General features: G+C 65.0%; 25 protein-coding genes and 1 pseudogene. 16 read left to right on the top strand and 10 right to left on the bottom strand.

The window, feature by feature from the left end; translation table 11 throughout:
* Positions 1-29 precede the first annotated feature (29 nt).
* Positions 30-1277: a hypothetical protein gene (locus ACQE2J_RS04605; RefSeq protein WP_426937182.1), complete on the bottom strand. Its 1248-nt coding sequence runs from the start codon at positions 1275-1277 to the stop codon at positions 30-32.
* 125 nt (positions 1278-1402) lie between these two features.
* Here ACQE2J_RS04605 and ACQE2J_RS04600 point away from each other — a divergent pair, with 125 nt between their 5' ends.
* From ACQE2J_RS04600 to ACQE2J_RS04570, 7 genes are all read left to right on the top strand, one after another.
* Positions 1403-2431, top strand: a complete 1029-nt coding sequence (locus ACQE2J_RS04600) for a helix-turn-helix transcriptional regulator (protein ID WP_426937181.1) — start codon at positions 1403-1405, stop codon at positions 2429-2431.
* A 158-nt stretch (positions 2432-2589) separates the two neighbouring features.
* On the top strand, positions 2590-3111 hold the full coding sequence (locus tag ACQE2J_RS04595; RefSeq protein ID WP_426937180.1) for a hypothetical protein: 522 nt from the start codon (positions 2590-2592) through the stop codon (positions 3109-3111).
* Positions 3108-3605 (top strand): hypothetical protein, encoded by a 498-nt coding sequence (locus ACQE2J_RS04590; protein WP_426937179.1) that lies wholly within the window; start codon positions 3108-3110, stop codon positions 3603-3605. The genes ACQE2J_RS04595 and ACQE2J_RS04590 overlap by 4 nt, the downstream gene beginning before the upstream one ends.
* 167 nt (positions 3606-3772) lie before the next feature.
* A complete protein-coding gene (locus tag ACQE2J_RS04585) occupies positions 3773-4651 on the top strand; it encodes a glycerophosphodiester phosphodiesterase (RefSeq protein ID WP_426937178.1) in 879 nt (292 codons plus the stop codon).
* A 13-nt stretch (positions 4652-4664) separates the two neighbouring features.
* Positions 4665-5444 (top strand): dihydrofolate reductase family protein, encoded by a 780-nt coding sequence (locus ACQE2J_RS04580; protein WP_426937177.1) that lies wholly within the window; start codon positions 4665-4667, stop codon positions 5442-5444.
* On the top strand, positions 5441-5950 hold the full coding sequence (locus tag ACQE2J_RS04575) for a flavin reductase family protein (RefSeq protein WP_426937176.1): 510 nt from the start codon (positions 5441-5443) through the stop codon (positions 5948-5950). The genes ACQE2J_RS04580 and ACQE2J_RS04575 overlap by 4 nt, the downstream gene beginning before the upstream one ends.
* A 329-nt stretch (positions 5951-6279) precedes the next feature.
* Positions 6280-6492: a hypothetical protein gene (locus ACQE2J_RS04570; protein WP_426937175.1), complete on the top strand. Its 213-nt coding sequence runs from the start codon at positions 6280-6282 to the stop codon at positions 6490-6492.
* Between the two features lie 18 nt (positions 6493-6510).
* On the opposite strand, the gene ACQE2J_RS04565 is transcribed toward ACQE2J_RS04570, so the two are convergent.
* The 3 genes from ACQE2J_RS04565 to ACQE2J_RS04555 form a co-directional block, all read right to left on the bottom strand.
* Positions 6511-6933: an organic hydroperoxide resistance protein gene (locus ACQE2J_RS04565; RefSeq protein WP_426937174.1), complete on the bottom strand. Its 423-nt coding sequence runs from the start codon at positions 6931-6933 to the stop codon at positions 6511-6513.
* 61 nt (positions 6934-6994) lie between these two features.
* Positions 6995-7411, bottom strand: a complete 417-nt coding sequence (locus ACQE2J_RS04560) for a ChaB family protein (protein ID WP_426937173.1) — start codon at positions 7409-7411, stop codon at positions 6995-6997.
* A 101-nt stretch (positions 7412-7512) separates the two neighbouring features.
* Positions 7513-9978: an ATP-dependent DNA ligase gene (locus ACQE2J_RS04555; protein ID WP_426937172.1), complete on the bottom strand. Its 2466-nt coding sequence runs from the start codon at positions 9976-9978 to the stop codon at positions 7513-7515.
* A gap of 216 nt (positions 9979-10194) precedes the next feature.
* On the opposite strand from ACQE2J_RS04555, the gene ACQE2J_RS04550 reads away from it, so the two are divergent.
* Positions 10195-11625: an MFS transporter gene (locus ACQE2J_RS04550; RefSeq protein ID WP_205683328.1), complete on the top strand. Its 1431-nt coding sequence runs from the start codon at positions 10195-10197 to the stop codon at positions 11623-11625.
* A 196-nt stretch (positions 11626-11821) separates the two neighbouring features.
* A pseudogene (locus ACQE2J_RS04545) lies at positions 11822-12445 on the top strand (Ku protein); the annotation flags it as partial.
* 41 nt (positions 12446-12486) lie between these two features.
* On the opposite strand, the gene ACQE2J_RS04540 reads toward ACQE2J_RS04545, so the two are convergent.
* Positions 12487-13743 (bottom strand): phospholipase D-like domain-containing protein, encoded by a 1257-nt coding sequence (locus ACQE2J_RS04540; protein ID WP_240689697.1) that lies wholly within the window; start codon positions 13741-13743, stop codon positions 12487-12489.
* A gap of 46 nt (positions 13744-13789) precedes the next feature.
* Here ACQE2J_RS04540 and ACQE2J_RS04535 point away from each other — a divergent pair, with 46 nt between their 5' ends.
* On the top strand, positions 13790-14638 hold the full coding sequence (locus ACQE2J_RS04535; protein WP_240689720.1) for a hypothetical protein: 849 nt from the start codon (positions 13790-13792) through the stop codon (positions 14636-14638).
* A 259-nt stretch (positions 14639-14897) separates the two neighbouring features.
* Here ACQE2J_RS04535 and ACQE2J_RS04530 read toward each other — a convergent pair whose 3' ends face one another.
* Together ACQE2J_RS04530 and ACQE2J_RS04525 are read right to left on the bottom strand one after the other, a co-directional pair.
* The gene (locus tag ACQE2J_RS04530; protein WP_135538953.1) at positions 14898-15308 is read right to left on the bottom strand and encodes a hypothetical protein; all 411 of its coding nucleotides are present in this window, start codon (positions 15306-15308) and stop codon (positions 14898-14900) included.
* A 103-nt stretch (positions 15309-15411) separates the two neighbouring features.
* Positions 15412-15771: a hypothetical protein gene (locus ACQE2J_RS04525; protein WP_135538955.1), complete on the bottom strand. Its 360-nt coding sequence runs from the start codon at positions 15769-15771 to the stop codon at positions 15412-15414.
* A 79-nt stretch (positions 15772-15850) separates the two neighbouring features.
* On the opposite strand from ACQE2J_RS04525, the gene ACQE2J_RS04520 reads away from it, so the two are divergent.
* Positions 15851-16285, top strand: coding sequence for a hypothetical protein (locus ACQE2J_RS04520; RefSeq protein ID WP_167854387.1), 435 nt, complete (start codon positions 15851-15853; stop codon positions 16283-16285).
* A 50-nt stretch (positions 16286-16335) separates the two neighbouring features.
* Here ACQE2J_RS04520 and ACQE2J_RS04515 read toward each other — a convergent pair whose 3' ends face one another.
* From ACQE2J_RS04515 to ACQE2J_RS04505, 3 genes are read right to left on the bottom strand one after another with little or no spacing between them, the layout of a single operon-like run.
* On the bottom strand, positions 16336-17319 hold the full coding sequence (locus tag ACQE2J_RS04515; RefSeq protein ID WP_426937171.1) for a M56 family metallopeptidase: 984 nt from the start codon (positions 17317-17319) through the stop codon (positions 16336-16338).
* Positions 17316-17705, bottom strand: coding sequence for a BlaI/MecI/CopY family transcriptional regulator (locus tag ACQE2J_RS04510; protein WP_425120120.1), 390 nt, complete (start codon positions 17703-17705; stop codon positions 17316-17318). Before ACQE2J_RS04510 ends, ACQE2J_RS04515 begins: the two co-directional genes overlap by 4 nt.
* Positions 17702-18262, bottom strand: coding sequence for a hypothetical protein (locus tag ACQE2J_RS04505; protein ID WP_426937170.1), 561 nt, complete (start codon positions 18260-18262; stop codon positions 17702-17704). The genes ACQE2J_RS04510 and ACQE2J_RS04505 overlap by 4 nt, the downstream gene beginning before the upstream one ends.
* A 117-nt stretch (positions 18263-18379) precedes the next feature.
* Here ACQE2J_RS04505 and ACQE2J_RS04500 point away from each other — a divergent pair, with 117 nt between their 5' ends.
* The 5 genes from ACQE2J_RS04500 (at position 18380) to ACQE2J_RS04480 (ending at position 23239) form a co-directional block, all read left to right on the top strand.
* Positions 18380-19099, top strand: coding sequence for a DsbA family protein (locus ACQE2J_RS04500; RefSeq protein WP_426937169.1), 720 nt, complete (start codon positions 18380-18382; stop codon positions 19097-19099).
* A gap of 3 nt (positions 19100-19102) precedes the next feature.
* On the top strand, positions 19103-20296 hold the full coding sequence (locus ACQE2J_RS04495; protein WP_426937168.1) for a hypothetical protein: 1194 nt from the start codon (positions 19103-19105) through the stop codon (positions 20294-20296).
* 79 nt (positions 20297-20375) lie between these two features.
* Positions 20376-21122 carry a DsbA family protein gene (locus ACQE2J_RS04490; protein ID WP_426937167.1) on the top strand — a complete coding sequence of 249 codons (747 nt, stop codon included), beginning with the start codon at positions 20376-20378 and terminating at the stop codon, positions 21120-21122.
* Positions 21122-22078, top strand: coding sequence for a cytochrome c biogenesis CcdA family protein (locus ACQE2J_RS04485; protein ID WP_135538970.1), 957 nt, complete (start codon positions 21122-21124; stop codon positions 22076-22078). The genes ACQE2J_RS04490 and ACQE2J_RS04485 overlap by 1 nt, the downstream gene beginning before the upstream one ends.
* A 3-nt stretch (positions 22079-22081) precedes the next feature.
* Positions 22082-23239 (top strand): hypothetical protein, encoded by a 1158-nt coding sequence (locus ACQE2J_RS04480; RefSeq protein WP_135538971.1) that lies wholly within the window; start codon positions 22082-22084, stop codon positions 23237-23239.
* Positions 23240-23253 lie beyond the last annotated feature (14 nt).

Here is a 23253-nt window from a genome sequence, read left to right as displayed (position 1 = left end):
TCATGGTTCTTGGGAATGGTCAGTCGCTGTCATGTAGCGAGCTCCTCGAGGCGTTTCTGCCAGAACACGATCTCCTCGCAGAGGCGGGCAGGATCGAGCCCGGCCGCGTACTCGATGAGTTCGTCCTCCTGGTTCGGTGACATCACCCCAGCGATGCGAAGACGTTGAAACGGTGTTCTCGGTTCGTCATAGATGCGCCGACGCCATCCGTGCTCATCCTTCTCCCACCCGATCGGCTTGCGCGTGGGGGTGAAGTAGTTGAGCCGGTCGTCGACGGCCCTCCACAGCTCATTGAGCGCATGTCTGGCTGCACCCGAGTCGTACCGACGGATGCCGCCGTACTCGTGCACGAGGTGCTGATGGCGGGACGCTTCGGGAAGCCGGTCCCGTTGGTGGTCTTTGAGCACCGGGCTGAAATGGATGTCGAGTTTTCGGGCCCATCGCTCGGCCGCCTCGTGGACCGCTTCGTCGGCATTGTCCAACTCGATCGCGTTGACCCAGAACGGGATCCCCTGAACCTCGTCGAGCGACCAATCGAGCAGCTCCACGACGACAGCTGCATCGTTATTCTCGAGGCTGCGGGTGAATACCCACCCCGTGTGCAGACAGGTGGCGTTGATCGTGAAGAGGCAGTTGCGCGGAAGGGTCGGCCCCGCGTGCGCGATAGTGTCGGCGAGGAAGAAGCCGGGTTCGGACTCGTTCGACCCCGAGGCGAAATCAAGAAACTCCTCGGTGGGGCTGGTGAACCGCTTCGTCGACACGCGCCGATCCCGATAGTCAGCTGATCGCGCGGTGCGCAGGTACCGGTCGATGGAGGCCGGACTGACCGTCAGCAGCTCGTCACGGACTCGGCTGCTGTAGCCGCCACGGCCGGGCATCAGCGCACCGTGCCGTTCGGCCGCGTCGAGGAGCTCAGGCATCACCGCGGCCAGATACTTTCCGCTCTGATATCCCGACCATTCCCACACCGTGACGAGCAGGGCCCGTGATTCGGTCGAATACCGGCAGCACCGCGTGCTCGGTTCTCCCCCAGCCGGGCCCTGGGCATCGGATCCGACCGCAACCGTGTTGTCACTCACCACGCCGGCAGCGAGCTGCGCCAGTCGCCGCCGAGCGTGATCACGCGACCATCCGGTGAGAGTCATGATCTCGTCGAGGATGCGCCCCTTGTCCTTCTTCCGCGCCTCGGAATAGAGGCCCAGAAAGTCACGGACCAGGATCTGCGAATCCGCACTCGAATTGCCGACGATGTCGTGATTATCCTGTTGTTTGCTCATGAACGTCTTTGTTCCTCCGAATTCTGGGGGTCGCATCGTAGTTTTCGATCAACCCCAACTCAATTCGCACGATGCTATTCTGTGATTAGGCAGGAGGTCTTCCTAATCGTCGGAAGACAGCGGAAATGTCACAGACCGCAGCACGGCTGCTCGGATTATTGTCATTGCTGATGGTGCCCAGGACCTGGTCGGGCACGGAACTGGCCGATCGTCTGGAGGTGAGTCCTCGGACCGTCCGGAACGATATCGGTGCGCTGCGCGACATCGGCTACGTCATCGACGGCACCCGCGGCAACGAGGGCGGCTACCGGCTCTCCCCGTTCAATTCGGCCATTCCGCCTCTGCCGCTCGACTCCGATGAGGCGGTGGCCGTCGCCGTCGGCCTCCACTCGGGGCTGAGCTGCATCATCGGCGGTATGGAGGAGACTTCGGCACGAGCATTGGCCAAGCTCGAACACATCCTGCCCGCCGCGGTCCGCACCAGGGTGCATTCGCTGGCCCACTTCACCGTTCCGGTCACCGGGAACCAGCCGATGCCGATCGTTGAGCCGGGTCTCATCGTCAGCCTCATCGATCACTGCCACCGACACGAGCGACTGCGGTTCCGCTACCTCCCCGAGGACGCCCCCGGAAGTCAACCGGCCGAGGAGCTCCATCTCGAGGTCGAACCCTATCGACTCGTCAACCGCCAACACCGCTGGTATCTTCTCGCCTTCGACCCCACGGCCGATGATTGGCGGGTCTTCCGCGCCGAACGCATTTCGCCGAAGACTCCCGGCGGGCTCCGCTTCGAACCGCGCCCTCTGCCTGCCCGTGATATCGGCGACTATGTCGAACGGCACTCCATCGGGCCCCGTTGGCGACACTCTGCCACGGTCATCGTCATGGCACCGGCCGCCGAAGTGAAGTCGATGATCATGCCTGCAGAAGGCACGGTCGAACCCGTTGACGACGATCGTTCGCTCGTGACCATCGGCGGACAGGATCCGACCACCATGGCGTTGGCCCTGGCAAGGTTGGAGGTCGATTTCGCTGTCGTCGACAGTTCCGAGCTCCGCGACAGTCTGCAGACGCTGGCGGACCGGTTGGGACGAGCAGCTGAGCAGAACAAGGCCGTCGGTCAACCGGATCGGCCCTCGGACATCTCTGGGTGAAAGGTTCAATCGCGCAGTGAGCGCATTGTGCGATTGTGCGGAATTTGGCGGGCATGACCGGTGAGTCGTGTCCATTCATTGTGCCCAGATAATCCCCGACTGTAACTTTTCTGGACGCCTTTCAATCACAGATGAACATGATCTCGACTAATCGTCTGATGAAGAATTCGAAGAAAACAGGCTTGTCCCCCGAATGGAGAACATCGATGCTCGTGCTGTTCCGACACGCATTCATCGTCCTGGCAGCAGTCCCCCTCATAGCAGGATCCACCCCCGCCGAGGCGGTCCCGAAGAGCACGGACCCCCTCGGCCCCGAATCCGCCCAGTCCCTCGATATCCGTCCGCGCCAGATCGCCAGCGAGGAGTTCGTCACCGGAAAGAACTCGGTGCGCATCTCCGTCGAGGGCCTGTACCCGGACGAGGAGGTGCGACTCGACGTCGATGCCGCACCCCGCGAGATCGACGACTTCCAACAGACGAAGCGGGTCGGTCAGAACGGATCGGTGACCTTTGACGTCATGGGAGTCTCCGCATCGGACCCGAACCGGTATGCCGGGAACTACCGAGCCCAGGTCATCACCATCGGCGGAGACCGCACAGAACGGATGACCGCCGCCTTCACCGTGATCGCGGTCGCGCCCCACACAGACCGTCTCAAACTCGACAGCGTTCCCCGATGAGCAGCGACCGTTCATCTGCCGCACCCACCGCGACCCTCCACGCCGAGAAGCTGACCACCCGCATCCGCAGGGTGAACCGCGCCTACGCCCGCTTCTACGGTCCGATGTCTCTGCTGGTCATGCTCATGTCGTTCTTCCCCTACTACTCTCAGGAGGCCGAAAGCACGACGACCTACGGAAATCTCTGGCAGGAGGTCCTCCTCACCGGTCACGACACCGATGTCTTCGCCCTGGCCGTGCTGCTCCTCACCGCCGGACTGCTGGTTCCGGCCTCGGTTGGAAGGGTCTCGACGACCGGGCTCATCGGCATTCTCACCGGCTCGATCATCATCGGGTGCACGCTCCTGCAGTCGCCGGGCTATGTCAGTCCACCGGCGCTCACGATTTTCGGCATCGTCGACATCGTGCTGAGCTTCCTCATCGCTTCGGTCGCCGTCATCCACGCCTTCCACCTGTTCGCCCTCGACCTCGAATTCCAGCAGCGCTTGAGCTGACGACCTCGGCCTCCGAGTCCATCGGCGGCACGAACCGACACCTACGGCTCGAAATGCCCACGTCTTTCCCCTCCGACCTGACCGTTCTCTGCCCGTTCGCCTGACCTGCCGGCGGCGTTCACGGCGTCTTCGCCGCAAGGTCGCCTGCCCTCCGTAGCGTCACCGGCATGACACCACAGAGAGCGACATCCACCCGTTTCCGTCCCGTGACGATCCTCGCCACCGCAGTGCTCGCCGCCACCACTTTCGGCGCCGGCCATGCCCCCGCCTCGGCCGCCTCCCTCGGCTCGAGCGACGATGCACCGGGACTCGGTTCACCCGGTGACCACGACTTCGCAGCCCCCGACAGAGTCGCCGACGTCGCCTTCCCCACCACGATCTCCCACCGCGCCGGAGCCGACGTCCACCCCGAGGAATCGATGGAAGGATTCACCGCCTCGGCGAAGGACGGGTTCCTCCCGGAGATGGATATCCAGTTCCTCGAGGACGGCACCCCGGTCCTCATCCACGATGACACCGCCGACCGCACTCTCAACGGTGTCAGCGGACCCATTCGGGATCTCAGCCGTGAGGAATGGGACTCGGCGACGATCAAGCACCCCACCGGCGGAGAAGAGGCCGCGACGGTCACTCTCGACGAACTCCTCGACGAGATGGGCGGCGAGGTCGTCATGGTGCCCGAGATCAAGCCCGGGGCCACCTCGGCAGAAGTCGATCAGGTCCTCGACGAATTCGACGAACGCGGACTGGCCGACTCCCTCATCGTCCAGTCCTTCGACTTCGAAGCGGCGAAGACGATCGCCGAACGCAGGTACACCTCGCTCTACCTCATGGGCGCCACCCTGCCGAAGGAATCACCTCAGGAGATCGCCGAAGCCGGCATCGAATGGGTGGGACCGAGCGCGAAGATGCCGACGAACACCATGCGCACACTCGACAAGGCCGGCCTCCACGTCGCCCCCTACACCCTCGATACCGCGAAGGACGGGCACCGACTGCCCGGCTGGATCGACGGATTCTTCACCGACGATGCCTGGAGCACATGAGTAGACTGCACGGATGGAGCCTCTCGAACGCAGTGCACCGATCCCGGACCCGCTGACGCCCTACCTCGAGGTCGACCGGTCTCAGCCGCGGCACGAATGCTGGGTGACCGGGCACATGGTCGCCGGCCTCGACGGCACCGCCGCCATCCACGGCCGCGTCGGCGCACTGTCGACGGCACCCGATCAGGAACTGTTCCGACGGATGCGCCAGGTCGCCGATGTCGTCATGGTCGGTGCGCAGACGGTGCGCAACGAAGGATACGCACCGATACGGCTGAGTCAGGACGCTCAGGAGCAGCGGCGCCGAGGCGGCCAGTCCGCGATGCCGCCGGTGGCCGTGGTCAGCCGCAGCCTCGACCTCGACTGGTCATCATCGGTCTTCGCCGCCGCCCCTGACCATGCCAGGACGCTCGTCATCACCTGTTCGAAGGCGGACCCCGGTCGCCTGGCGGCTGCCGAGAAGGCGGCGACGGTGATCATCGCCGGCGAAGACCGGGTCGAGCCGGCAGCGGCCCTGCAGGCCCTGGCCGGGCTCGGGCATCGTGTCGTCCTCTGCGAGGGCGGGCCCAGGTGGCTCGGCGAACTCGTCGCCGCCGACCGTCTCGACGAGCTGTGCCTGTCGATCTCCCCGCTCATGGGCGGCGATCCGCTGCCGGTGAGCATCGCACCGTCGGGAGCGGGCATCGCCGACTTCGACCTCAAGTCCACGATGGTCGAGGACAGCACGCTCTTCCTCCGCTACGAGGCGGCCGCGGCGAAGACCCCGGCAGACACTGAGAGGAGGCCGAAATGAGTGAGACGGGAATCGACGGCCTCATGGCCTCGGTCGACTCTGCGCTGATCGTGGTCACCACCTCTGCGGAGGGAGAACCGGCCGGGTGCCTGGTCGGATTCCACACCCAATCGAGCATCTCACCGGCGCAGAACTGCTTCTGGCTGTCGAAGGCCAACCACACCTACCGGGTCAGCCTGCGGTCGACTCGCTTCGGCGTCCATTTCCTCACTTCCGCTGACCTCGAATTGGCCCGCCATTTCGGGTCGCAGACGGGTGAGGACACGAACAAGTTCGCCGACCTCGACCACACCACCGCCGAGGAGGGGGTGCCCCTGCTGACGGATCTGCCGAACCGTATCCTCGTCGAACGCCTCGCCATGCTCGACGACGGAGGCGACCATGTGGCCAACACCTGCCGGGTGCTCTGGGCGGAGTCGGCCGGGTCCTTCGAGCCATTGCGTGCCTCGCAGGTCGGTGGCCTCTCCCCCGGTCATTCCAGCGAGGAACGTGCTGTGCATCCCTAGCCGTCGGCGCCCGCCTTGGCCCAGACGGCACAGCCTCGTTCAGCAGTCGGCTCTCACTCTGGAACGTGCGCCGATTAATGAGGCTGCACCAAAGACGACCCTTTGTGACCTTGGCGAACAGCAGTACTGTCGAGCCATGGTGACAATGGCGGAAGTCATTCGGAGTCGACAGCATGCCGTCTGTCCATAATCCTCATCGCAATGCCATCGACCGTGTGGTCGTGACCAATCTGGCCGCCTGCTCATCGGAACAGGCCTGCTGATGCTGCCCGCCGCGACAACCACTCCCGGCGGTATCTCGCTGCTGTCTACTCTTTTCACTGCGACCGGTGCGCATCTCGGATCCGCCGCTGGCCTCATTCGACATCAAGCGCGAATACGGAGTCAGCGTGGGGGCGTTCAGGCGGGACGGCGAGGGGAGCTGGGACATCGCCGATCAGGATGTCACCCTCTGCGCCAACGATGAGATCCTCATCGCGGGAAGCCCCCGAGAGGTGGAGGACTTCAGCACCCTCGACGAAGAGGACGACGAGGAGGACTGAAGTCCCGAACCACTGCTCTCAGACGGCGACGACTTCGACCGGGATATTGCCGCGGGTGGCCTTGGAGTACGGGCAGAGTTCGTGGGTGCGGTCGACGAGCTTCTGTGCGGTCTCGTGATCGACATCGGGAATGGAGACCTCGAGCCTGACCGACAGACCGAAGCTCTCACCCTCCTTGCCGATTCCCACCTGGGCGTTGACGACGGACTTCGAGGTGTCGACGCCCTGATCCTTGCCTGCCAGGCCGAGTGCGCCCTGGAAGCAGGCTCCGTAGCCGACGGCGAAGAGCTGTTCGGGATTGGTTCCGCCGCCCGGTCCTCCCTGCTCCTTCGGCGTGCGCAGATCGACGTCGACCATCTTGTCGTCGGTGGCTCCGTGTCCGTCTCGGCCACCGGTGATCTGGGCCTTCGCGGTGTAGGCGATGCTCTCAGGTGTGTTCAACTTCTTCTCCTTCTCGTCCGGGCTGAAATTGATTCAGCCGTGTGCTTTCGTGCTGGGCTGTTCAGGACCTGTTCTTCGTCTTCCGGCTGCTTTCGCGTTCGAGCGCCTCGACGAGTTCGTCCTTGGTCATGGTCGAGCGGCCAGAGATGCCGAGTCGCTTCGCCTCTGCATAGAGGTGCTCCTTCGAGGCATTCGCATCGACACCGCCGGCTGTCTGACGGCTGGTGTTCTTCCCGCCCTTGCTCTGGGAATCGGAAGGCCCGGGTGCAGGTTTGGCCTCCCACCGGTCGCCGACCTTCTCAAAGGTGTGTTTGAGCGCATCGTAGGCGACTCGGTGGGCCCGTTCCTCATCGTGATACTCATCCATCGCCGAGTCGTAGGCCTTGGCGAACGTGCGCTGAGCCTTCTGGCTCGACCGTTTCAGTGTTGCGGGCAGCTCCGACTTCTTCGGGGTTCCCGAACTGGTGGTTTTCGGCATGATGACCACTTCTCCTCAAGGTGTCGAGGTCATGGTGCCACTGACACTAACGCAGTTCCCGCGTTCATGTAAGGGGGCGCAGAGTCGGCAGCGATCCCCGTTCAGATACGGACGTCACCCGGGTCGACGTCATCGCGCAGGCCCCGCCAGATGGGGTGGCGCAACCGTCCTGCCTCGGTCTCTCCTGCGTAGCGGACTTCACCGACCAAGGCGGGCCGGACCCAGTGAGCGTCACGTGATTCGGCGTCCGGAACCTCGAGCGGCGGTGTCTTCCGCGACAACCGGTCGAGGCTGCTCCGCAGCGAGCGCAGCGCGTGTTCGTCGAATCCGGTGCCGACGCGGCCCAGATAGACGAGATCGTTTCCGTCGTGGGCCGCCAGCAGGAGGGAGGCGAAGGTCGGCGAGCGCTCTCCGGTGCCGGTGCGCCAGCCCACGATGATCACGTCTCGGGTCATGGAGTGCTTGAGCTTCACCCACGTCTGCGTGCGTCGACCCGAGAGGTAGACGCTGTCTCTCCGCTTGGCCATGACGCCTTCGAGTCCGAGCTGCTTGCTGGACTCCATCGCTTCGTCAATGCTTCCCTCGAAGGCTTCCGGGACATGGATGCTCTCGCCCTCGGACACGTGGTCCCACAGCCGCTGCCGTCGATCGACATAGGGCACGCGCAGGAGGGAGTCCTCTCCTGCTTCGAGCACGTCGAAGACCATGAGGTGCACGGGCGTCCTCCGACGCTCGCGCTCGACGTCGGCCGTGCGGCTCAGCCCCATGCGCCGCTGGAGACGCCCGAAGTCGGGGCGGCTGCCGGCGCCGAGCGCGACGATCTCTCCGTCGAGGACACAGTCGGAGTCGACGCAGTCCGCCAGTTCCGCCAGTTCGGGATAGGTCTCAGTCATGTCCTTCCCGTTGCGGCTGGTGAGGACCACTCCTCCGGGAGAGTCCCCGCTGGCTGCTCTCACCGTCGCGAGAGCACGGATTCCGTCCCATTTCATTTCGAACGCCCAGTCCTCCGCTTCTCGTCGCACCGAGCCGAGGTCTCCGATGCGGGCGAGCATCGGCTGGATGTCCGATGCTCGGAGCCCGCCGTTCTGGCCGGTCGCAGACTTCGAAGTCTGCTCGGACTCCGTTTCCTGTCCGGCGGTGAGGTGGATCATCCAGTTCTTTTCGGGGTCCTTGTTCGGACCATGCTCACCGGTGTTGAACAGGGCGAAGCGGCGCACTCCCCCGAGCCCGCCGTCCTTCCGGCCGTGGAGGACGGCGATGATCTCATGCCCGTCCTCCCACTTCTCGACCTCACAGGCCCCGGCGTCCCAGATCGAGACCTCGCCGGCGCCGTATTGGCCCTTGGGGATCCGTCCTTCGAAGTCGGCGTACTCGAGCGGATGGTCCTCGGTCTGCACGGCCAGACGGTTGTGCTTCGGATCGGTCGGCGGGCCCTTCGGCAGCGCCCAGGAGACGAGCACGCCTTCGTGTTCGAGCCGGAAGTCCCAGTGCAGGCTGCTGGCATGGTGTTCCTGGATGACGAAGCTGAGGTCGCGTCCGCTCGTACCGTGCCTGTCGGGGATAGGTTCGCTCGTGTGCTTCGGATCTCGTTTGCTCCGATAGATCTCCAATCGATCGCGCTCGGGTTCCTGCGGTGCTTCGACACTGCCGCCGGTCGCCTCGGTGAGGGGCTCGAGCAGGTCTCCGTCGTCGAGACGGTCGAGGACCTCTTCGAAACGCAGCTGTTCGACAGTCGTCGGATCATCGAATTCGGGCCAGGTGCGGGGCGCGGCGACCGTCGGAGCGAGTCGACCGCGCAGGGAGTAGGGGGCGACGGTGGTCTTCGCCGCCGAGTTCTGCGACCAGTCGATGAGCACTCTGTTCTGCCGCAGGGTCTTCTTCATCGCCGAGACGATGAGGTCCTTGTGGTCGGCTTCCAGGCTGCGGGCAAGTTCGTGGGCGACATCGGAGATCTCCTGGGACGTCGCGGTCTCGTCCAGCGGAGCGTAGAGGTGGACACCTTTCGAGCCGCTGGTGACGGGGAATACGTCGAGGCCCATTCCGTCGAGCAGCTCGCGGACGAGCTGGGCGACTTCGACACAGTCGGCCAAGCCCCGTCCCGGTCCGGGGTCGAGGTCGAAGACCATCCGATCGGGGTGCCTGCTGTCCGAGGAGATGGTGCCGGGATCCTTCGCCCCGCTTCGCACCGTCCACTGCGGCACATGGATCTCGAGTGAAGCCATTTGGGCCAGATACGTCAGCGTCGCCAGGTCGTTGACCAGCGGGTACCGCTTGGATCCGGTGGAATGGCGGATCGCGCGCGAGGGGATCCACGACGGGGCGGAGTCGGGCAGATCCTTCTCGAAGAACACCTGTCCCGGCTCCTCGGCCGTGCCGACGCCGTCGACCCAGCGTTTGCGCGTAGCGATGCGATCCCGAGCATGACGGATGAACGGCTCGGCGACCCTGGCGAAGTAGTCGAGGACTTCGCCCTTGGTCGTCCCCGTCTCCGGGTAGAGGGTCTTGTCGAGGTTGGTCAGCGTCAGCCGATGGCCGTCGACGGTGACCTTCTGCTCCTGACGTGGCATGGGCACCTCCTGTGGACTGCAGGGTACTCGACTTCGGCGCAGCGCACGAGGGGGCACCACAACGCTGCCCGGACGTGGTAATGTCCCGAGCGCAAGCGCCCACCCTGCCTCGGGCAGGCATCCGGGCCGAGTTGGTCCGGCTCAGTTGAGCGACACGGAAACGGGTGTGAGACCACCGCTCGATCACACCCGCAGACAGTCGGGAGGTTGAGAATCATGAGCGAATCCTCATCGGACGAGAAGATCCCCACGCCGGACGGCATCGACATGAGCAAGATGCCGCCGGAGGACAAGCGCACACTCAAGCGCGCCATCGGAGGCTCGGCGCTGGGCAACGCCGTCGAATGGTTCGACTACGGCGTCTACTCCTATGTCTCGGTCTACATCGCCAATGCGTTCTTCCCCGGAGAATGGGGCGTGGCCCTCACCTTCGCCTTCCTCGCCCTCTCCTTCGTCTTCCGGCCGCTCGGCGGTTTCGTCCTCGGCCCCTTGGGCGACAAGATCGGGCGCCAGCACGTCATGGTCCTGACCATCATCATGATGACGATCCCGACCACACTGATCGGCATCCTGCCCACCTATGCCACTCTGGGCGCCTTCGCCCCGATCCTGCTGCTCCTGTGCCGGATGGTCCAGGGCTTCTCCACCGGCGGGGAGTACGGCGGTGCCGCGGTCTACATGGCGGAATCGTCACCGGATAGAAGACGTGGCTTCTGCGGTTCCTTCCTCGAACTCGGCACCGTGGCCGGGACCGCCTCGGCGGCTCTGGTCTGCACCATCCTCCTCGTCCTCGTCGGCAGCGACGGCATGGACGCCGGCTGGTGGCGTCTGCCCTTCCTGCTCACCCTGCCGCTGGGCGCAATCGCTCTGTGGCTGCGGATGAAACTCGATGAGCCCGAGGCCTTCTCCGAGGCGACGTCGCGGCAGAAGACGACGAGGAAGCCCTTCCGGGATCTGTTCCGCGGATATTCGAAGCAGATCACGATGCTCATGGCGTTCGTCGTCCTGCTCAACATCGGCCAGTACATGGTGCTGACCTATATGCCGACCTATCTGGCCGATACGCTGGGGCATTCGGAGGTCGAGAGCAACTTCATGCTCATCGGCCTGCTCGCGGCGATGATGGTCGTCATCACCCCGCTGGGGCGGCTGACGGACTCCATCGGCCGCAAACCGGTGCTGTACACCTCGGCGATCGGTTTCATCCTCCTCTCCGTTCCCGCCTTCATGCTCATGCACGCTGAGGGCCCCGGCTGGCAGATCCTCGGGTTGGGCATCATCGCCCTGCTCCAGGTGATGCTCCAATCCTGCGTCTCCGCGACACTGCCGGCGATCTTCCCCACGCAGGTGCGCTTCTCCGGATTCGCCATCGGCTACAACATCTCGACGGCGATCTTCGGCGGCACGACGGCGGCGGTGAACACCTTCGTCATCAAGCAGACGGGATTCGACCTTTTCCCAGCCTTCTACCTGGTCGCGGCCGGTATCATCGGTCTCATCGGCATCCACTTCTTCAATGAGACAGCCGGGCGGCCCATCAATGGTGACACGCCCCCGGGCTCCGAAGACGAGGAGCTCGCCGAGATGGGCTATGAGCTCATCGGGTTCAACGACAACGGTGTCGGCGAGGAGAAGGCGACCATGTGATCACACCTGCAATGCTGTGTTCCATCCATTGCCAGGCAGCAGCCGAGGCCTTCTCCTCGTAGAAGTCCCCGGGCGACAGGGGCTGGCCAAGCTTCGGGGCCTGCGTTTCAATGGAGGGATGAGAGCGATTTGGGCCGGGTCGATTGCGTTCGGCCCCGTCAATATGCCGGTGAAGCTGTAATCGGCGACCGAAAGCCACGATGTGCGGATGCACCAGGTGCATGAAAAGGATGGCGGACGCATCCGCAATCAGCTCCGCTGTCAGGAGTGCGGCAAGGTCACCGACTACGAGAACTTCGTCAAGGCCTACGATGACGGCGATCATCGCGTCATCCTCACGGACGAGGATTTCGAGGCGCTGCCCGCCGATGACAGCGACGACCTCGACGTGCTGCAGTTCGTCCCCAGTGATCAGATCGACCCGATCATGTTGGAGCAGTCGTACTTCCTCGAACCGACATCGAAGACGCCCAAGGCCTATCTGCTCCTGCGCAAAACGCTCGAGGACACGGACCGGACAGCGATCGTCAAGATCACACTGCGCACCCGGACCCGACTGGCGATCCTGCGGGTGTGCGGAAAGCTGCTCATGCTCCTGACGCTGCGCTGGGCCGATGAGATCCGTGACGTCGATTTCAAGGGTGTCAATTCCCGCGCCCAGATCTCTGACCAGGGTGAGACGCTCGACCTCGAGGAGGCCTTCCCCGAGGACGAGGAGGATGAAGCGCCGTCCGGCGACGTCATCGACCTGATGGAAGCGCTGTGCAAATCCGTGCACAGCATCCGTTCGCAGAAGCAGACGAAGAAGCGCACAGGCTGAACCTGCCGAAGACCAGGATCAGGGGAACGGATGAGCCCGCATCACAGCCAGGGGCGCATCGGCACGAGCACACGTTCGGCGAGCTTGGTCAGCCGGTGGCGGTTGAGCCACTCGGAGCCGAGTTCGACACAGTGTGCGGAGTCGCTTTCGAACACCTTCTCCATTTCAGCGGCGAATGCGCTGTCGATGACTTCGACATTGGTCTCGTAGTTGAAGGTCAGCGACAGTCGGTCGATGTTGGCCGTACCCACCGTCGACCATTCGCCGTCGACGGTGGCGACCTTCGAATGGATCATGCTCGCGGTGTAGAGCAGGACCGTGACCTCGGAGTTGATCATCTGCTCGAAGAACCCTCGTGAGAGCCAGTCACCGAGGATGTGGTTGGACTCCTGCGGAACCATCACCCGTACGTCCACTCCCCGACCGGCGGCTTCGATGAGGGCAGCCAACAGCTGCTGGTCGGGGATGAAGTACGGAGTTGTCAGCCAGATCCGCGTCCGGGCCCGGGCGAAGGCGTTGAGGTACATGTTCCGAATCGGATAGACGAGGTGGATCGGAAGATTCGCCGAGACCCGAAGCTTCGATTCCCAGGCCGCAGGAGGAACCCAGGGGATCTGTTCGTCCGCGTCGTGGAATTCGTTCCAGACCTGCGTGATCGTCTGCCGCAGACCCCAGGCCCCGGGACCGACCGATCGCAGGTGGGTGTCACGCCAGTGACGGGCGTAGAGAGCTCCGATGTTGAATCCGCCGACGAATGCCACATCATCGTCGATGACGAGGATCTTCGAATGGTTGAATCCCGAGTGGCGCATCGGTCCGCGCCAGAACCGCCGTGCCACCGTCGGCAGGCGCAGTACATGAATGGATTCGGAGAGCTGATGGTAGAACGAACTCGGGACCGACAGGTTCGCGAAGCCGTCGTAGATGAGGTGGACTTCCACCCCGCGTGCGGAGGCGGCGTTGAACGCGTCGATGAACCTCTGCCCCACCTCGTCGTTCTTCCAGATGAATGTCTCCATGAGGATCGACTCTCGGGCGGAGCCGATCGCATCGAGCATGTCATCGTAGAGGGTGGAACCGTCAGTGTAGATGTTGAGTTCGGACTGTTCGACCGTCGAGCTGAAGGTTCCCGGTCGCGGAGCGATGCGCGACTTCCGTCCTCGTTGCTGGATGAGATCGACGGCCATCGAAGCAACGACGGTCGCCGGCACCGCGCTGGCCACGCCGGCAATCGCCCAGGGGATGATTCGCTGCAGTCCGCTGACATGGCGGAGGGCCGAATTTCTCACAGGAGACACTCGTTCACTCTATCGCCTCCACCCCGTCAACCTCCATCAGGTGAAGATGCTGCTCACTCCCCCGAGTCCGACGAGGCAGCCGTCGACCCGACACGCGACGGCCACACCCTCTTACGCCTCTGCCGGAGCTGAACTATTCTGGCCGGAATTCGCCACCGACCTGCTGCAGTTCGCCAAGGGTGTGATCGCCGCGACCGCGGCGTGGTGGCTCTCGGACTCCGTCCTGGACAGCCAGATGGCTTTCCTTGCGCCGTGGACCGCGCTGCTGACAGTCCATGCCACCGTCTACAGGTCGTTGTCGCGAGGTGTGCAGACGACGATCTTCGTCCTCGGTTCCGGATTCGATTCTCAGCAGCCGCTGCTCGGCAACCGATTGCTCGAACTCGGTCTCGGTGTGGCCGTCGGCCTCGTGGTCAATCTCCTCGTGGTCCCGCTCCTGCAGGATCGGCAGGCGGCACGCTACATCGACAGCGTGAACCGGCAGATGGGAGACGTGCTCATCGACATGCCGGACCAGTTCCATCGCGCATGGGACGCAGATGCTGCCCAGCAGTGGTTCGAACGCACAGAAGCCATGACCCAGGAGCTCGAATCCGCATGGCAGACCGTGCGATTCGCCCGCGAGAGCCGACGCATCAATCCCCCCACAGCGCTGCGTTCCAGCAGACTGGGCCGACGGGCCGCCGCCGATGCCGGACGGTCCATCGCCGATCCCGATGCCGAGGTCCAACCGATCTTCGACCGCCTCGAGCAGCTGCCGACCGATAGCTCGAAGGATCTGACGCTTCCGCAGATCGCCTGGCCGTTCTACGGCTCACTCATCACGAGCCTGCGCCACATCGTCGTCATCGTCGACGACGTCGCCTCGGCACGCAGAGCACGAGAATCGGGCTGATGCGCGCGAGCTGAGTCTCCGATCACCCGTTGAGCCCGAGCCCGGCCTATGTCTCGTCACCTCGGCGCTCGAGCCTGCCGCGTCGATTGTGCCAGACAGCTCCCTGCCTGATCGCTTCGCGCACGGCCGCACGGAAGCGTCCCGCCCCCATCGGCGAGCCCCGATCGCGCGGTAGAGTTCCACCTCGCCGACAGGTTCCATGCGGTGGACGAAATCGATGATCCCGTTGACCTCGTTGGCAGAGACCCCGGTCGGAACATCACCTGAGGACGCCGAGGGCCACGGCGCATAGATGCCGGTCAAGTGTGACGGGGCCGGCGAAATCGCTCAGCGACCACAGGTAGATGAAGATCGGCACGTTGGCCATTGCCACACCGTAGAACCCGTGGAAGAGCGTGACGAGGTTGAAGGTGATTCCGTTGCAGAGGAACGCCTGTCCGACAAAGAGGATGAGGCAGAGGATCGACCGTTTGGGGTAGATCGTGAACGCGACCTTCATGATCTCGACGAAGGAGATCGTCTTCCGCTGTCGCACGGTGATGGTCTTCTCCGGTGCCGGCAGGGCCTGGGAGGTCTCCACCTCGACGCCGTCTTCGATGTCGCCGACGATGCGCTCGGCTCCGTCCTTCTGCCCAACAGGAACCGTTGATGATGAGGTCGATACGTCCACGCACGCGGGCCGGGATGAGTTCGTCGATTGCCGAATTCACGGCCGCGTATTCGCCGCCGATCCCGGCGCCGGTGAGGAAACGGGTGTATGACCCGACCGCTCATCACCAGGGGTTGGCGTCCTGCCACCGACGGAACCAGTACGGGTCGCCCTGATAGTGGGACTTCTCCGGTCGGCACCCGCGCAGATCCGAGTGCTCTCCCAGCCAGGTTCGCACCACGGACTGGACCTCATCCATGCGTTCGAGCCAGTCGTCGAGCGGCAGCAGGAGGACCGCCTCGTCGACGGCTTCGAGACGGCACGAATAGGTCGGCAGTCCCTCGGTGATCTGCGAATGCGTGTAGCTGATCTGGTCGCATCCGGTGGTGAGGTAGAAGCGGATGTACTCGCCGCAGACATATGAGCACAGCGTCTTGAAGTTCTGGTAACGCACAATCCATGCCGGCACCTCGTATTCGGACATAAGTTCTATTATGTGTTACTGAACGTCGTCTCACCAGCCCCGAGCACCATTCCACGTGTAATCGGGCCAGGGCAGATCGATGGGCGCCTCGAAGTCCTCCGCCAAGAGGGGCGGCATCGGCTCAGCGTCGACCCTGCGGGCGAATTCCGATTTCGCGTCGGCCAGAGAGCGGGTGACGAAACCTCTCGATGCAGGTGTCATCCGCATCTCAGCTATCCAGCCCGGCGGCATCTCGCGCAGCCGGTTCTCCATCGGTCTCGGGATCTCCGCCCGCGGGGACGTCAACGCAGTCCGAGAGCTGATTCTTGCCACACCAGCTATCCACTTCGCCGCCCGCACCCACGGCAGCTTCGACTTCATCGCCACCGTCCATGGCCAGGTCTCGAGCGAAGTGCTCGCGACTGTTGAGTCTCTGCGAACCCTGCCGGAGGTCGCTTACCTGGATTCGTGGACCCACCTCGACCTCGTCAAGGAAGGATATGCCCGCAGCGTCGGACACGAGCTGCGCCTGTGAGAGTACGGACGGAAGACAGAATCCGGCTTGCCCTCGCCCCAGGACTGCCTTCAGGGCAGGGTGCAGCCAGTGAGCAGGACCCCGACGTAGGTGGCGATGACCGAGGAGAACAGGACGCAGAAGGCGGCCAGAGCACTGCTCAGAGCCGCAGTCGGCAACAGCCCCGGGGACACCCTGACGGGCGCGACGAGCTGCCGGACCCGGTCGGGTCCGGCGATATTCAGCGCATATGAGCCGCCGAGGTGGCCGCTCTCCCCCACCTGGTGTCCGATCTTGAGAAGAGCACTGGCAAGCGCGGGTGTCCCTGCGACTTTCCGTGCACGGTCGTCGGCCGCGATCTCGAGGTAGAGAGGGACCGAGGCGGCGACCTCGGCGAAGAGCGGGATGAACCGCAGCGGCCGCACGAACGCCTCCACAACAGCCATGACGGCATGGTGGCCTTGGTCGACATGAGCCCTCTCGTGCTCGAGCACCGCCTTCAGCTCGCCTGGCTCCAGTGCCGAAAACAGGTCCTCAGACAGCACCACTCCCCCGTACCTGCGGGGCAGCGAGAACGCCAGAAGACGACGACCGCTCACAGCCTTGACGGTCCGGCCGGCCACCTCGACGTCCACGGCCTCGCGGCTGAGGAGGCGTGCCGTTTCAGCGTTCTCACGATGCCGCCGCCTGGCCAGAAGACCACCACGGATGAGGAATCCGAGGGAGACGACCAGAGGCAGAAGGAGGAAGAGGACGACGGGGACGAGCGTGTCGATCTGAGCACCGCCGAAGGGGTTCGCCGCGATGAGGCAGCGCTGGCACACGTCGCCGATGGGCATCGGCAGCACATCGGGGCCCTTGAGCAGCCATGCCGCCATGAGGCTGAGCGCGGTCACCACGGCCCAGGACAGCAGCGGCAGGGACAGGAGGGCGAACACCGCCACGCGCGGCACGCGCATGAGCACCGGCGCGGCCGCGCGGACGAGAGCAGGGCCGGCCCAGGCGAGGACGAAGGCGAGCGCGGCGACGCACGCACCGCTGATCAGCATGCTCATTCGGCGACATCCTTCGCCTCGAGGTAGTCGCGCAGCAGTCGGATGTCGGCGGCATCGATGCCCTCGACGAAGTGGAGGATCGAGGCCGCTCGGTCTCCGCCGTCGACCAGGGCCGCCCGCATCATCCGCGCAGTGTGCTGCTCACGACTGACGACCGGAGCGTGGAGAACCGAACGGCCGCGACGCTCGCGGCTGACGAGTCCCTTGCGTTCGAGGTTGGTCAGCACGGTCGCGATGGTGGTGTAGGCGGGCTCGGCCTCCGAGAGCTCGATGATCTGCCGAACCGTGAGCGGTTCGTGGTCCCACAGCAGTCCCATCACCTGCTTCTCGAGGGCGCCGAGGCGAATCGGCGAGGAGCTCGCGCCCCGGTCGTCGGTGTCAGTCATGAGCGGGTGCTCCTTTCGGGCGTGGGAAGCGGACACGAGTACTGGCCCTTGAGGCGGATGATCACGGCTGCCAGCAGGAGGATGACCGAGACTGCGGCCAGGAGTGGCTGGAGCGGTGCGAAGTAGGTCAAGGCGCCAGTGTAGCCCAGGGCCAGCAGCGCGATCTTGTTGCACACCGGGCATCCGACGGCGAACCATCCGAGCATTCCGCCCACGCCGCCGAGGACACCCGACCGCCCCTCGGAAGCGACCTCCGGGCCGCGTGCCCCTCCCTCGTAAGCGGAGTCCGGGTCGCTCGACCGCCCCTCGGATGCGGATCCCGGGCTGCGCACATAGCTGGCGATGAGCATTCCGAGCAGCAGCGCCGTGAGGATCCACACCGGGTAGTCCCACCACACGGGCGGGATGTCGCGGGCGAAGAGGGCATTGGGGATGAGCACCGTCGCGAACCCGATGATCACAGCGGACCCCGCGGCCGTGGCCGCGGCCACACCGATGCGCCTGCGGTCCCAGAGCAGGAGGCCCCGGTAGGCGTCTCTGAGCGCGTCGACAAACATGAGATCCCCTCTCTGACATGGTGACGACATGAGTCTACTATGCACATTAGTATACTATGGTCCATAGTAAATTGGTCGACTCGATCACACCCGACGCCCTCACCCCAGGAGGCTTTTGTGCTCCGCACCGAACGCGGCCCCATGTTCTGGCTCGTCCCTCTGACCGTCATCATCCTCGCCACTGTCGTCATCGGCATCGTCATCGTCAACCAGGGAGGCTCCGATGCCGATACCCAGGGGCAGAGTACGAGTTCGCAGAACGATTCCGCCGAGGAGGACGTCGATCTGTCCTTCGTCGAGCACAGGGATTCCGAAGAGACGAACGCGGTCGGCGACGTCGATGCCCCGGCCACTCTCGTCATGTACTCGGACTACCAGTGCCCCTACTGTGCAACATGGAACGAGGACACCCTGCCGGCGATGCTGGACTATGTCGACTCCGGTGACCTCCGGATCGAAATGCGCGACCTCGCGGTCTTCGGCGAGGAGTCCGAGCGGGCCGCTCGTGCCGTCTTCGCCGCAGGCATGCAGGATGAGTACTGGGACTACCACAACGCCCTATTCGAAGGCGGCGAGCACCGCCCGAAATCCCAGCTCGACGATGACTCACTCGTCAGCCTCGGCGAGGAGCTCGGACTCGATCCTCTGCAGTTCAAGCGCGACATGAATTCGACTCAGGCCCACGAGGAGTTCGAAGCCGTCTCCGAGGAAGGGCAGTCGATCGGCGTCTCGAGCACCCCAGCCTTCGTCATCGGAGGCAAACCGCTGCTCGGCGCCCAGCCCACTCAGGAATTCATCGACGCGGTCGATGAGGCGCTCGCCCGGGCCGAGGACTGAATCATGACCCGCCCCGCAGCCCGCGCGATGATCCTGCCCGCCTGCCTGCTCACCCTGGCCTCACTGACGGCCTGCACGGGTCTCGATGAGAACAGCGCATCGACCGACCCCAGGCCGGTTCACTCGCCGGCCGAGACACTCGATCCGGCCGAGCCGGACGACCCCGGCACCGCCCGCGCCGGAGACAGCGAGACGGGCGTCGTCGACCCCGGCTGGGACATGGCGGCACAGGAGGCCGACGGCGTGTTCCTGTCGCTGCACGAGAAGGACTCGGACCTCGAGTTCCGCGCCGTCGATTCCGCGGGGACGATCCTCTGGACGGCGCTGCGGCCGCGAGTCTGCTCCGGCTTCTTCGTCAGCGAATCAGAGGCCGGCCCCGTGGCCGTCCTCATGGACCAGCAGTCTGGATCGAACAGCTCACTGGCGACGACGGCCTCAGGCTTCGACCTCCACACGGGCAGAAAGCTCTGGGGCCCCGTCGAGGCGCCCGGGCCCCTGCTCGGCAGCGGGCTCGTTTTCGCCGGCGCACCGCAGGACTTCATCGGCAAGGGCGGCCCCCGCGTGGCCCTCGATCCCGCCACAGGGAAGAGGCTGGCTGCCGAGGCCGAGGACTCACCCCGGGTGATCACGCTGCTGGGCAGTCATCTCATCCTCGCCGACGGTGAGATGCTCATCGGCCAGGACCTCGGGGGCCACCGCCTGTGGATCCGCGACGCCGCGGACCTGGGGGTCTCAGCCGGCGAGGCCCGCGAGACGCCATGGGAAGCGATCGGCGGATCCCACGCACTCCTCGGCAGCGCCGGCGACCGGCAGCGCACCCTGATCGACCTGCGCTCTGGCGCCGCTGTCGCCAGCAACATCGACAGCGCCAGCTACGATGCGGGCAGCCGCACCCTCGTCACAAGCGATTCGCAGCTGCACGGCTTCGACCTCGACGGCACGAAGCGCTGGGACGCACCGCTGGCCGACGACGCCGAGCTCTCGGCCGTCGGCGACGGTCGGATCGTCACTGCAGCCGGGGCCGGGAACGGTCCGAACGGAACCGAGACGAGATCGGCAAGTGACGGCCAGACCATCGATGGGGCCGAGGACGATCCGGCCACCCGACGTTTCGGCGCTGCGCACCATATCGCCGAAACCGGCGCCCGCCTCTTCGGCGATCCCGACAGCCCCCTGCTGTCGCCGAAGAAGCAGTGATCGCGGCAGCGGAATTTTCGACCCGGAAGACCGATGATCTATAGTTTACTAAGCATCTTAGTAACCAAGGAGTGAGGGCATGGCCAAACATGCGGCGCCGCGCACGCAGTACCGCTGGTGGATCCCCGCCGCGGTGGTCGCCTCAGCCGCTGCGCTCGTGCTCATGATCCTCGTCATCGACCGGGGCGAGGACGACGGGACATCGCCCACGGCGGACAACGCCGGCCCTGCTCCGGAAGCCGTCGTCACGGAAGTCGCCGACCCTGAACAGTCCGACCTCGGCGAGGACGAATCCGCTGACGAATCCGATCCGATGTCCGATGGCCCTGTCGATGCACCGGTCAAACTCGTCGTCTTCTCCGACTATCAGTGTCCGTACTGCGCCTCCTGGTCGCAGGACACGCTGCCGACGATGCTCGACTACGTCGACTCCGGCGATCTGCGCATCGAGTGGCGAGAAGTCAATGTGTTCGGCTCCGCGTCCGAACAGGCCGCGAAGGCCGCCTACGCCGCGGCCCTGCAGAACAAGCATTGGGAGTTCCACGAAGCGCTGTTCGCCGACGGCAAGCCGCGCTCACCCGATGAGCTCACCCCCGAAGCGCTCACCGAGGTAGCCGACGACATCGGACTCGACACCTCCCGATTCTCCACGGACATGAACTCCGAGGAGACAGCGCAGGCCGTGCAGGACAACGCCGAGATGGGCACCGACCTCGGCGCGTTCTCCACCCCGACCTTCATCCTCGACGGCCAGCCCTATGTCGGTGCCCAGCCCACGGACGTCTTCGTCGATGCCGTTGAAACGGCACAGAAAGGACAGCACTGATGGACATCAGCCTGATCAGCGCCTTCATCGGCGGAATCCTCGCTCTGCTCAGCCCCTGCGCCGCACTCCTGCTGCCGGCGTTCTTCGGATCCACCGTCGGGGCGGGGTCTCGGCTGGTGCTCCACGGCCTCATCTTCTACGTGGGCATGCTGCTCGTCCTCATCCCCTTGGGCATCGGCGCCGGCACGCTCGGGGCACTGTTCACCTCCCATCGCGGCGCGATCGTCCTCGTCGCCTCGGTGATCCTCATCGTCTTGGGCATCGTCCAGTTCTTCGGATTCGGATTCGATCCGGCGAAGGTGCTGCCGGGAGCCGATGCCGCCCGGCAGCGCTCCGCGCAGGCGACGGGCTGGACGAAGACCTTCCTCCTCGGCGCCACGAGCGGGATCGCCGGCGTCTGCGCCGGTCCCATCCTCGGCGCGGTGCTCACCCTGGCCGCGACCAAGGGCAGTCTCGTCCTCGGCGGCATGATGCTCGCCGTCTACGGAGCCGGGATGGTCGTGCCGCTGTTCATCATCGCGGCCCTGTGGACCCGCGTGGGCACCCGGACGCGTTCGATGCTCCGCGGGGGTTCGGTGACGCTCTTCGGCCGCAGGATCCCGGTCGTCTCGATGGTCACCGGGATCCTGATGATCGTCATCGGCATTGTGTTCTGGGCGACGAACGGCTTGGTCTCGGCACCGTCGCTGGTGCCGACGACCACGTTGGCCCATGCTCAGGAATGGGTGAGCTCCTGGTCCTCGACCACGACAGACATCATCGTCGTCTGCGTGCTGGCGGTCCTCGCGATCATCCTGTGGTTCCGCCACGAGCGTCGGCGCGCCCGACGCGCCGCTGCCGCGGATCAGCGCGAAGCGTCCTCGGACAAGGACGGTGCGGCCGCCGACCAGAATGACTCGGACGCCTCAGCCGAGGCGTCAGCGAAGCCGTCTCAGTCACCGGGGGCGAAGCACTGAACCATGCGCAGCCGCAGACTCCTCTTCGCCCTCGCCGGACCGCTCATCGGTGTTTTCGCCCTCGCGGGCTGTTCCTCGGCCCCCGACGACTTCGACCGGGCACCGGAGCAGGTCACGACCGATCTCGATGCCGTCGACGCCTCCGATCTGCAGCTGCCGCTCATCATCGAACCCCTCGAACTCGTCGAGCCCGGGTGGGACCTGCCGCCGGCCCACCACGGTGAGGTCTTCCTCTCCGCGAGCACCGGCGACGAGAACCTCGAGTTCTCCGCCGTCGACGTCCACGGCTCGATGCTGTGGCAGGCGAAGCGCCCGAGCGGGTGCACCGGCTTCACCGTCAGCGTCGATGGCGACGGCGATCCCCTGGCCGTGCTCACTGATTCCGACTCGTCGACGGACTGTGACGAGGATGTCACCGCCAGCGCCTTCGATCTCGAGACCGGCAAGCAGAAATGGGGGCCCGTGGACGTGCCCGGCCCGATGCGCGGGCCCGGCACGGTCTTCGCCGCCGAGGATGCCGCACCCACTGACGCTCTCGCCCTCGACCCGGCCACCGGCGAGGCGGTGCAGGACGGATCCACGGATGTGCGCCACCTCGGCGAATATCGGGGAACGATACTGAGCATCGACGGTGAGAAGCTGCGCGCCACCGGTGAGGAGTCCTGGGAGCTGTCACTTCCGGACAACGGCTGGAACGCCGATGAGCTGCGTGCCGCGCCCGGGGCAGCCCCGGGTGAGACAGTCATCCACCTCGACGCCGGCGACGGTGTCGGGCCGGTGCTCGACCGGAAGACCGGTGAACTGCTCGATGACGATGCCCGCGGGGTGGCTGCAGACGCGAACACCGGGGCCATCGTCACCCTCGGAGCGCAGGGGCTGACGGTCATCGATGACACAGGTAAGAACGAACTGCCGGTCTCTGTGCCGAAGACCGTCGAGCTCGAGGCAGCCGTCGGGGGCCTGATCTATCTGCGCGAAGAAGGCACACTGCGGGTCCACAACGCCACGACGGGCAGTCTTGCCCGCGGCTATCCGGCCGAAGGCTCGGGTGTGGTCGCGGTTCCGGTGGCGTTCACCGAAGAGGGGCTGGGCACGCTGCAGGCCGGCGATCGGACACTGCTGGCCACGGACCGCGTCGTCGAGGATCCCGAAGAGTCCTGAGGAGGCGCCTGGAC

The sequence above is a fragment of the Brevibacterium sp. LE-L genome (assembly GCF_050214925.1).
Taxonomy (GTDB): Bacteria; Actinomycetota; Actinomycetes; order Actinomycetales; family Brevibacteriaceae; genus Brevibacterium.
This window is presented reverse-complemented; position numbering and strand designations above follow the sequence as displayed.

What these genes read in the sequence shown, in the direction of transcription:
- ACQE2J_RS04505 (WP_426937170.1), bottom strand. Translation starts at nt 18,262, where the DNA reads ATGTTTGTCGACGCGCTCAGAGACGCCTACCGGGGCCTCCTGCTCTGG.
- ACQE2J_RS04550 (WP_205683328.1), top strand. Translation starts at nt 10,195, where the DNA reads ATGAGCGAATCCTCATCGGACGAGAAGATCCCCACGCCGGACGGCATC.
- ACQE2J_RS04600 (WP_426937181.1), top strand. Translation starts at nt 1,403, where the DNA reads ATGTCACAGACCGCAGCACGGCTGCTCGGATTATTGTCATTGCTGATG.
- ACQE2J_RS04480 (WP_135538971.1), top strand. Translation starts at nt 22,082, where the DNA reads ATGCGCAGCCGCAGACTCCTCTTCGCCCTCGCCGGACCGCTCATCGGT.
- ACQE2J_RS04605 (WP_426937182.1), bottom strand. Translation starts at nt 1,277, where the DNA reads ATGAGCAAACAACAGGATAATCACGACATCGTCGGCAATTCGAGTGCG.
- ACQE2J_RS04575 (WP_426937176.1), top strand. Translation starts at nt 5,441, where the DNA reads ATGAGTGAGACGGGAATCGACGGCCTCATGGCCTCGGTCGACTCTGCG.
- ACQE2J_RS04520 (WP_167854387.1), top strand. Translation starts at nt 15,851, where the DNA reads ATGGGCGCCTCGAAGTCCTCCGCCAAGAGGGGCGGCATCGGCTCAGCG.
- ACQE2J_RS04490 (WP_426937167.1), top strand. Translation starts at nt 20,376, where the DNA reads ATGGCCAAACATGCGGCGCCGCGCACGCAGTACCGCTGGTGGATCCCC.
- ACQE2J_RS04560 (WP_426937173.1), bottom strand. Translation starts at nt 7,411, where the DNA reads ATGCCGAAAACCACCAGTTCGGGAACCCCGAAGAAGTCGGAGCTGCCC.
- ACQE2J_RS04580 (WP_426937177.1), top strand. Translation starts at nt 4,665, where the DNA reads ATGGAGCCTCTCGAACGCAGTGCACCGATCCCGGACCCGCTGACGCCC.
- ACQE2J_RS04485 (WP_135538970.1), top strand. Translation starts at nt 21,122, where the DNA reads ATGGACATCAGCCTGATCAGCGCCTTCATCGGCGGAATCCTCGCTCTG.
- ACQE2J_RS04525 (WP_135538955.1), bottom strand. Translation starts at nt 15,771, where the DNA reads ATGTCCGAATACGAGGTGCCGGCATGGATTGTGCGTTACCAGAACTTC.
- ACQE2J_RS04590 (WP_426937179.1), top strand. Translation starts at nt 3,108, where the DNA reads ATGAGCAGCGACCGTTCATCTGCCGCACCCACCGCGACCCTCCACGCC.
- ACQE2J_RS04535 (WP_240689720.1), top strand. Translation starts at nt 13,790, where the DNA reads ATGCTGCTCACTCCCCCGAGTCCGACGAGGCAGCCGTCGACCCGACAC.
- ACQE2J_RS04595 (WP_426937180.1), top strand. Translation starts at nt 2,590, where the DNA reads ATGAAGAATTCGAAGAAAACAGGCTTGTCCCCCGAATGGAGAACATCG.
- ACQE2J_RS04515 (WP_426937171.1), bottom strand. Translation starts at nt 17,319, where the DNA reads ATGAGCATGCTGATCAGCGGTGCGTGCGTCGCCGCGCTCGCCTTCGTC.
- ACQE2J_RS04555 (WP_426937172.1), bottom strand. Translation starts at nt 9,978, where the DNA reads ATGCCACGTCAGGAGCAGAAGGTCACCGTCGACGGCCATCGGCTGACG.
- ACQE2J_RS04510 (WP_425120120.1), bottom strand. Translation starts at nt 17,705, where the DNA reads ATGACTGACACCGACGACCGGGGCGCGAGCTCCTCGCCGATTCGCCTC.
- ACQE2J_RS04495 (WP_426937168.1), top strand. Translation starts at nt 19,103, where the DNA reads ATGACCCGCCCCGCAGCCCGCGCGATGATCCTGCCCGCCTGCCTGCTC.
- ACQE2J_RS04585 (WP_426937178.1), top strand. Translation starts at nt 3,773, where the DNA reads ATGACACCACAGAGAGCGACATCCACCCGTTTCCGTCCCGTGACGATC.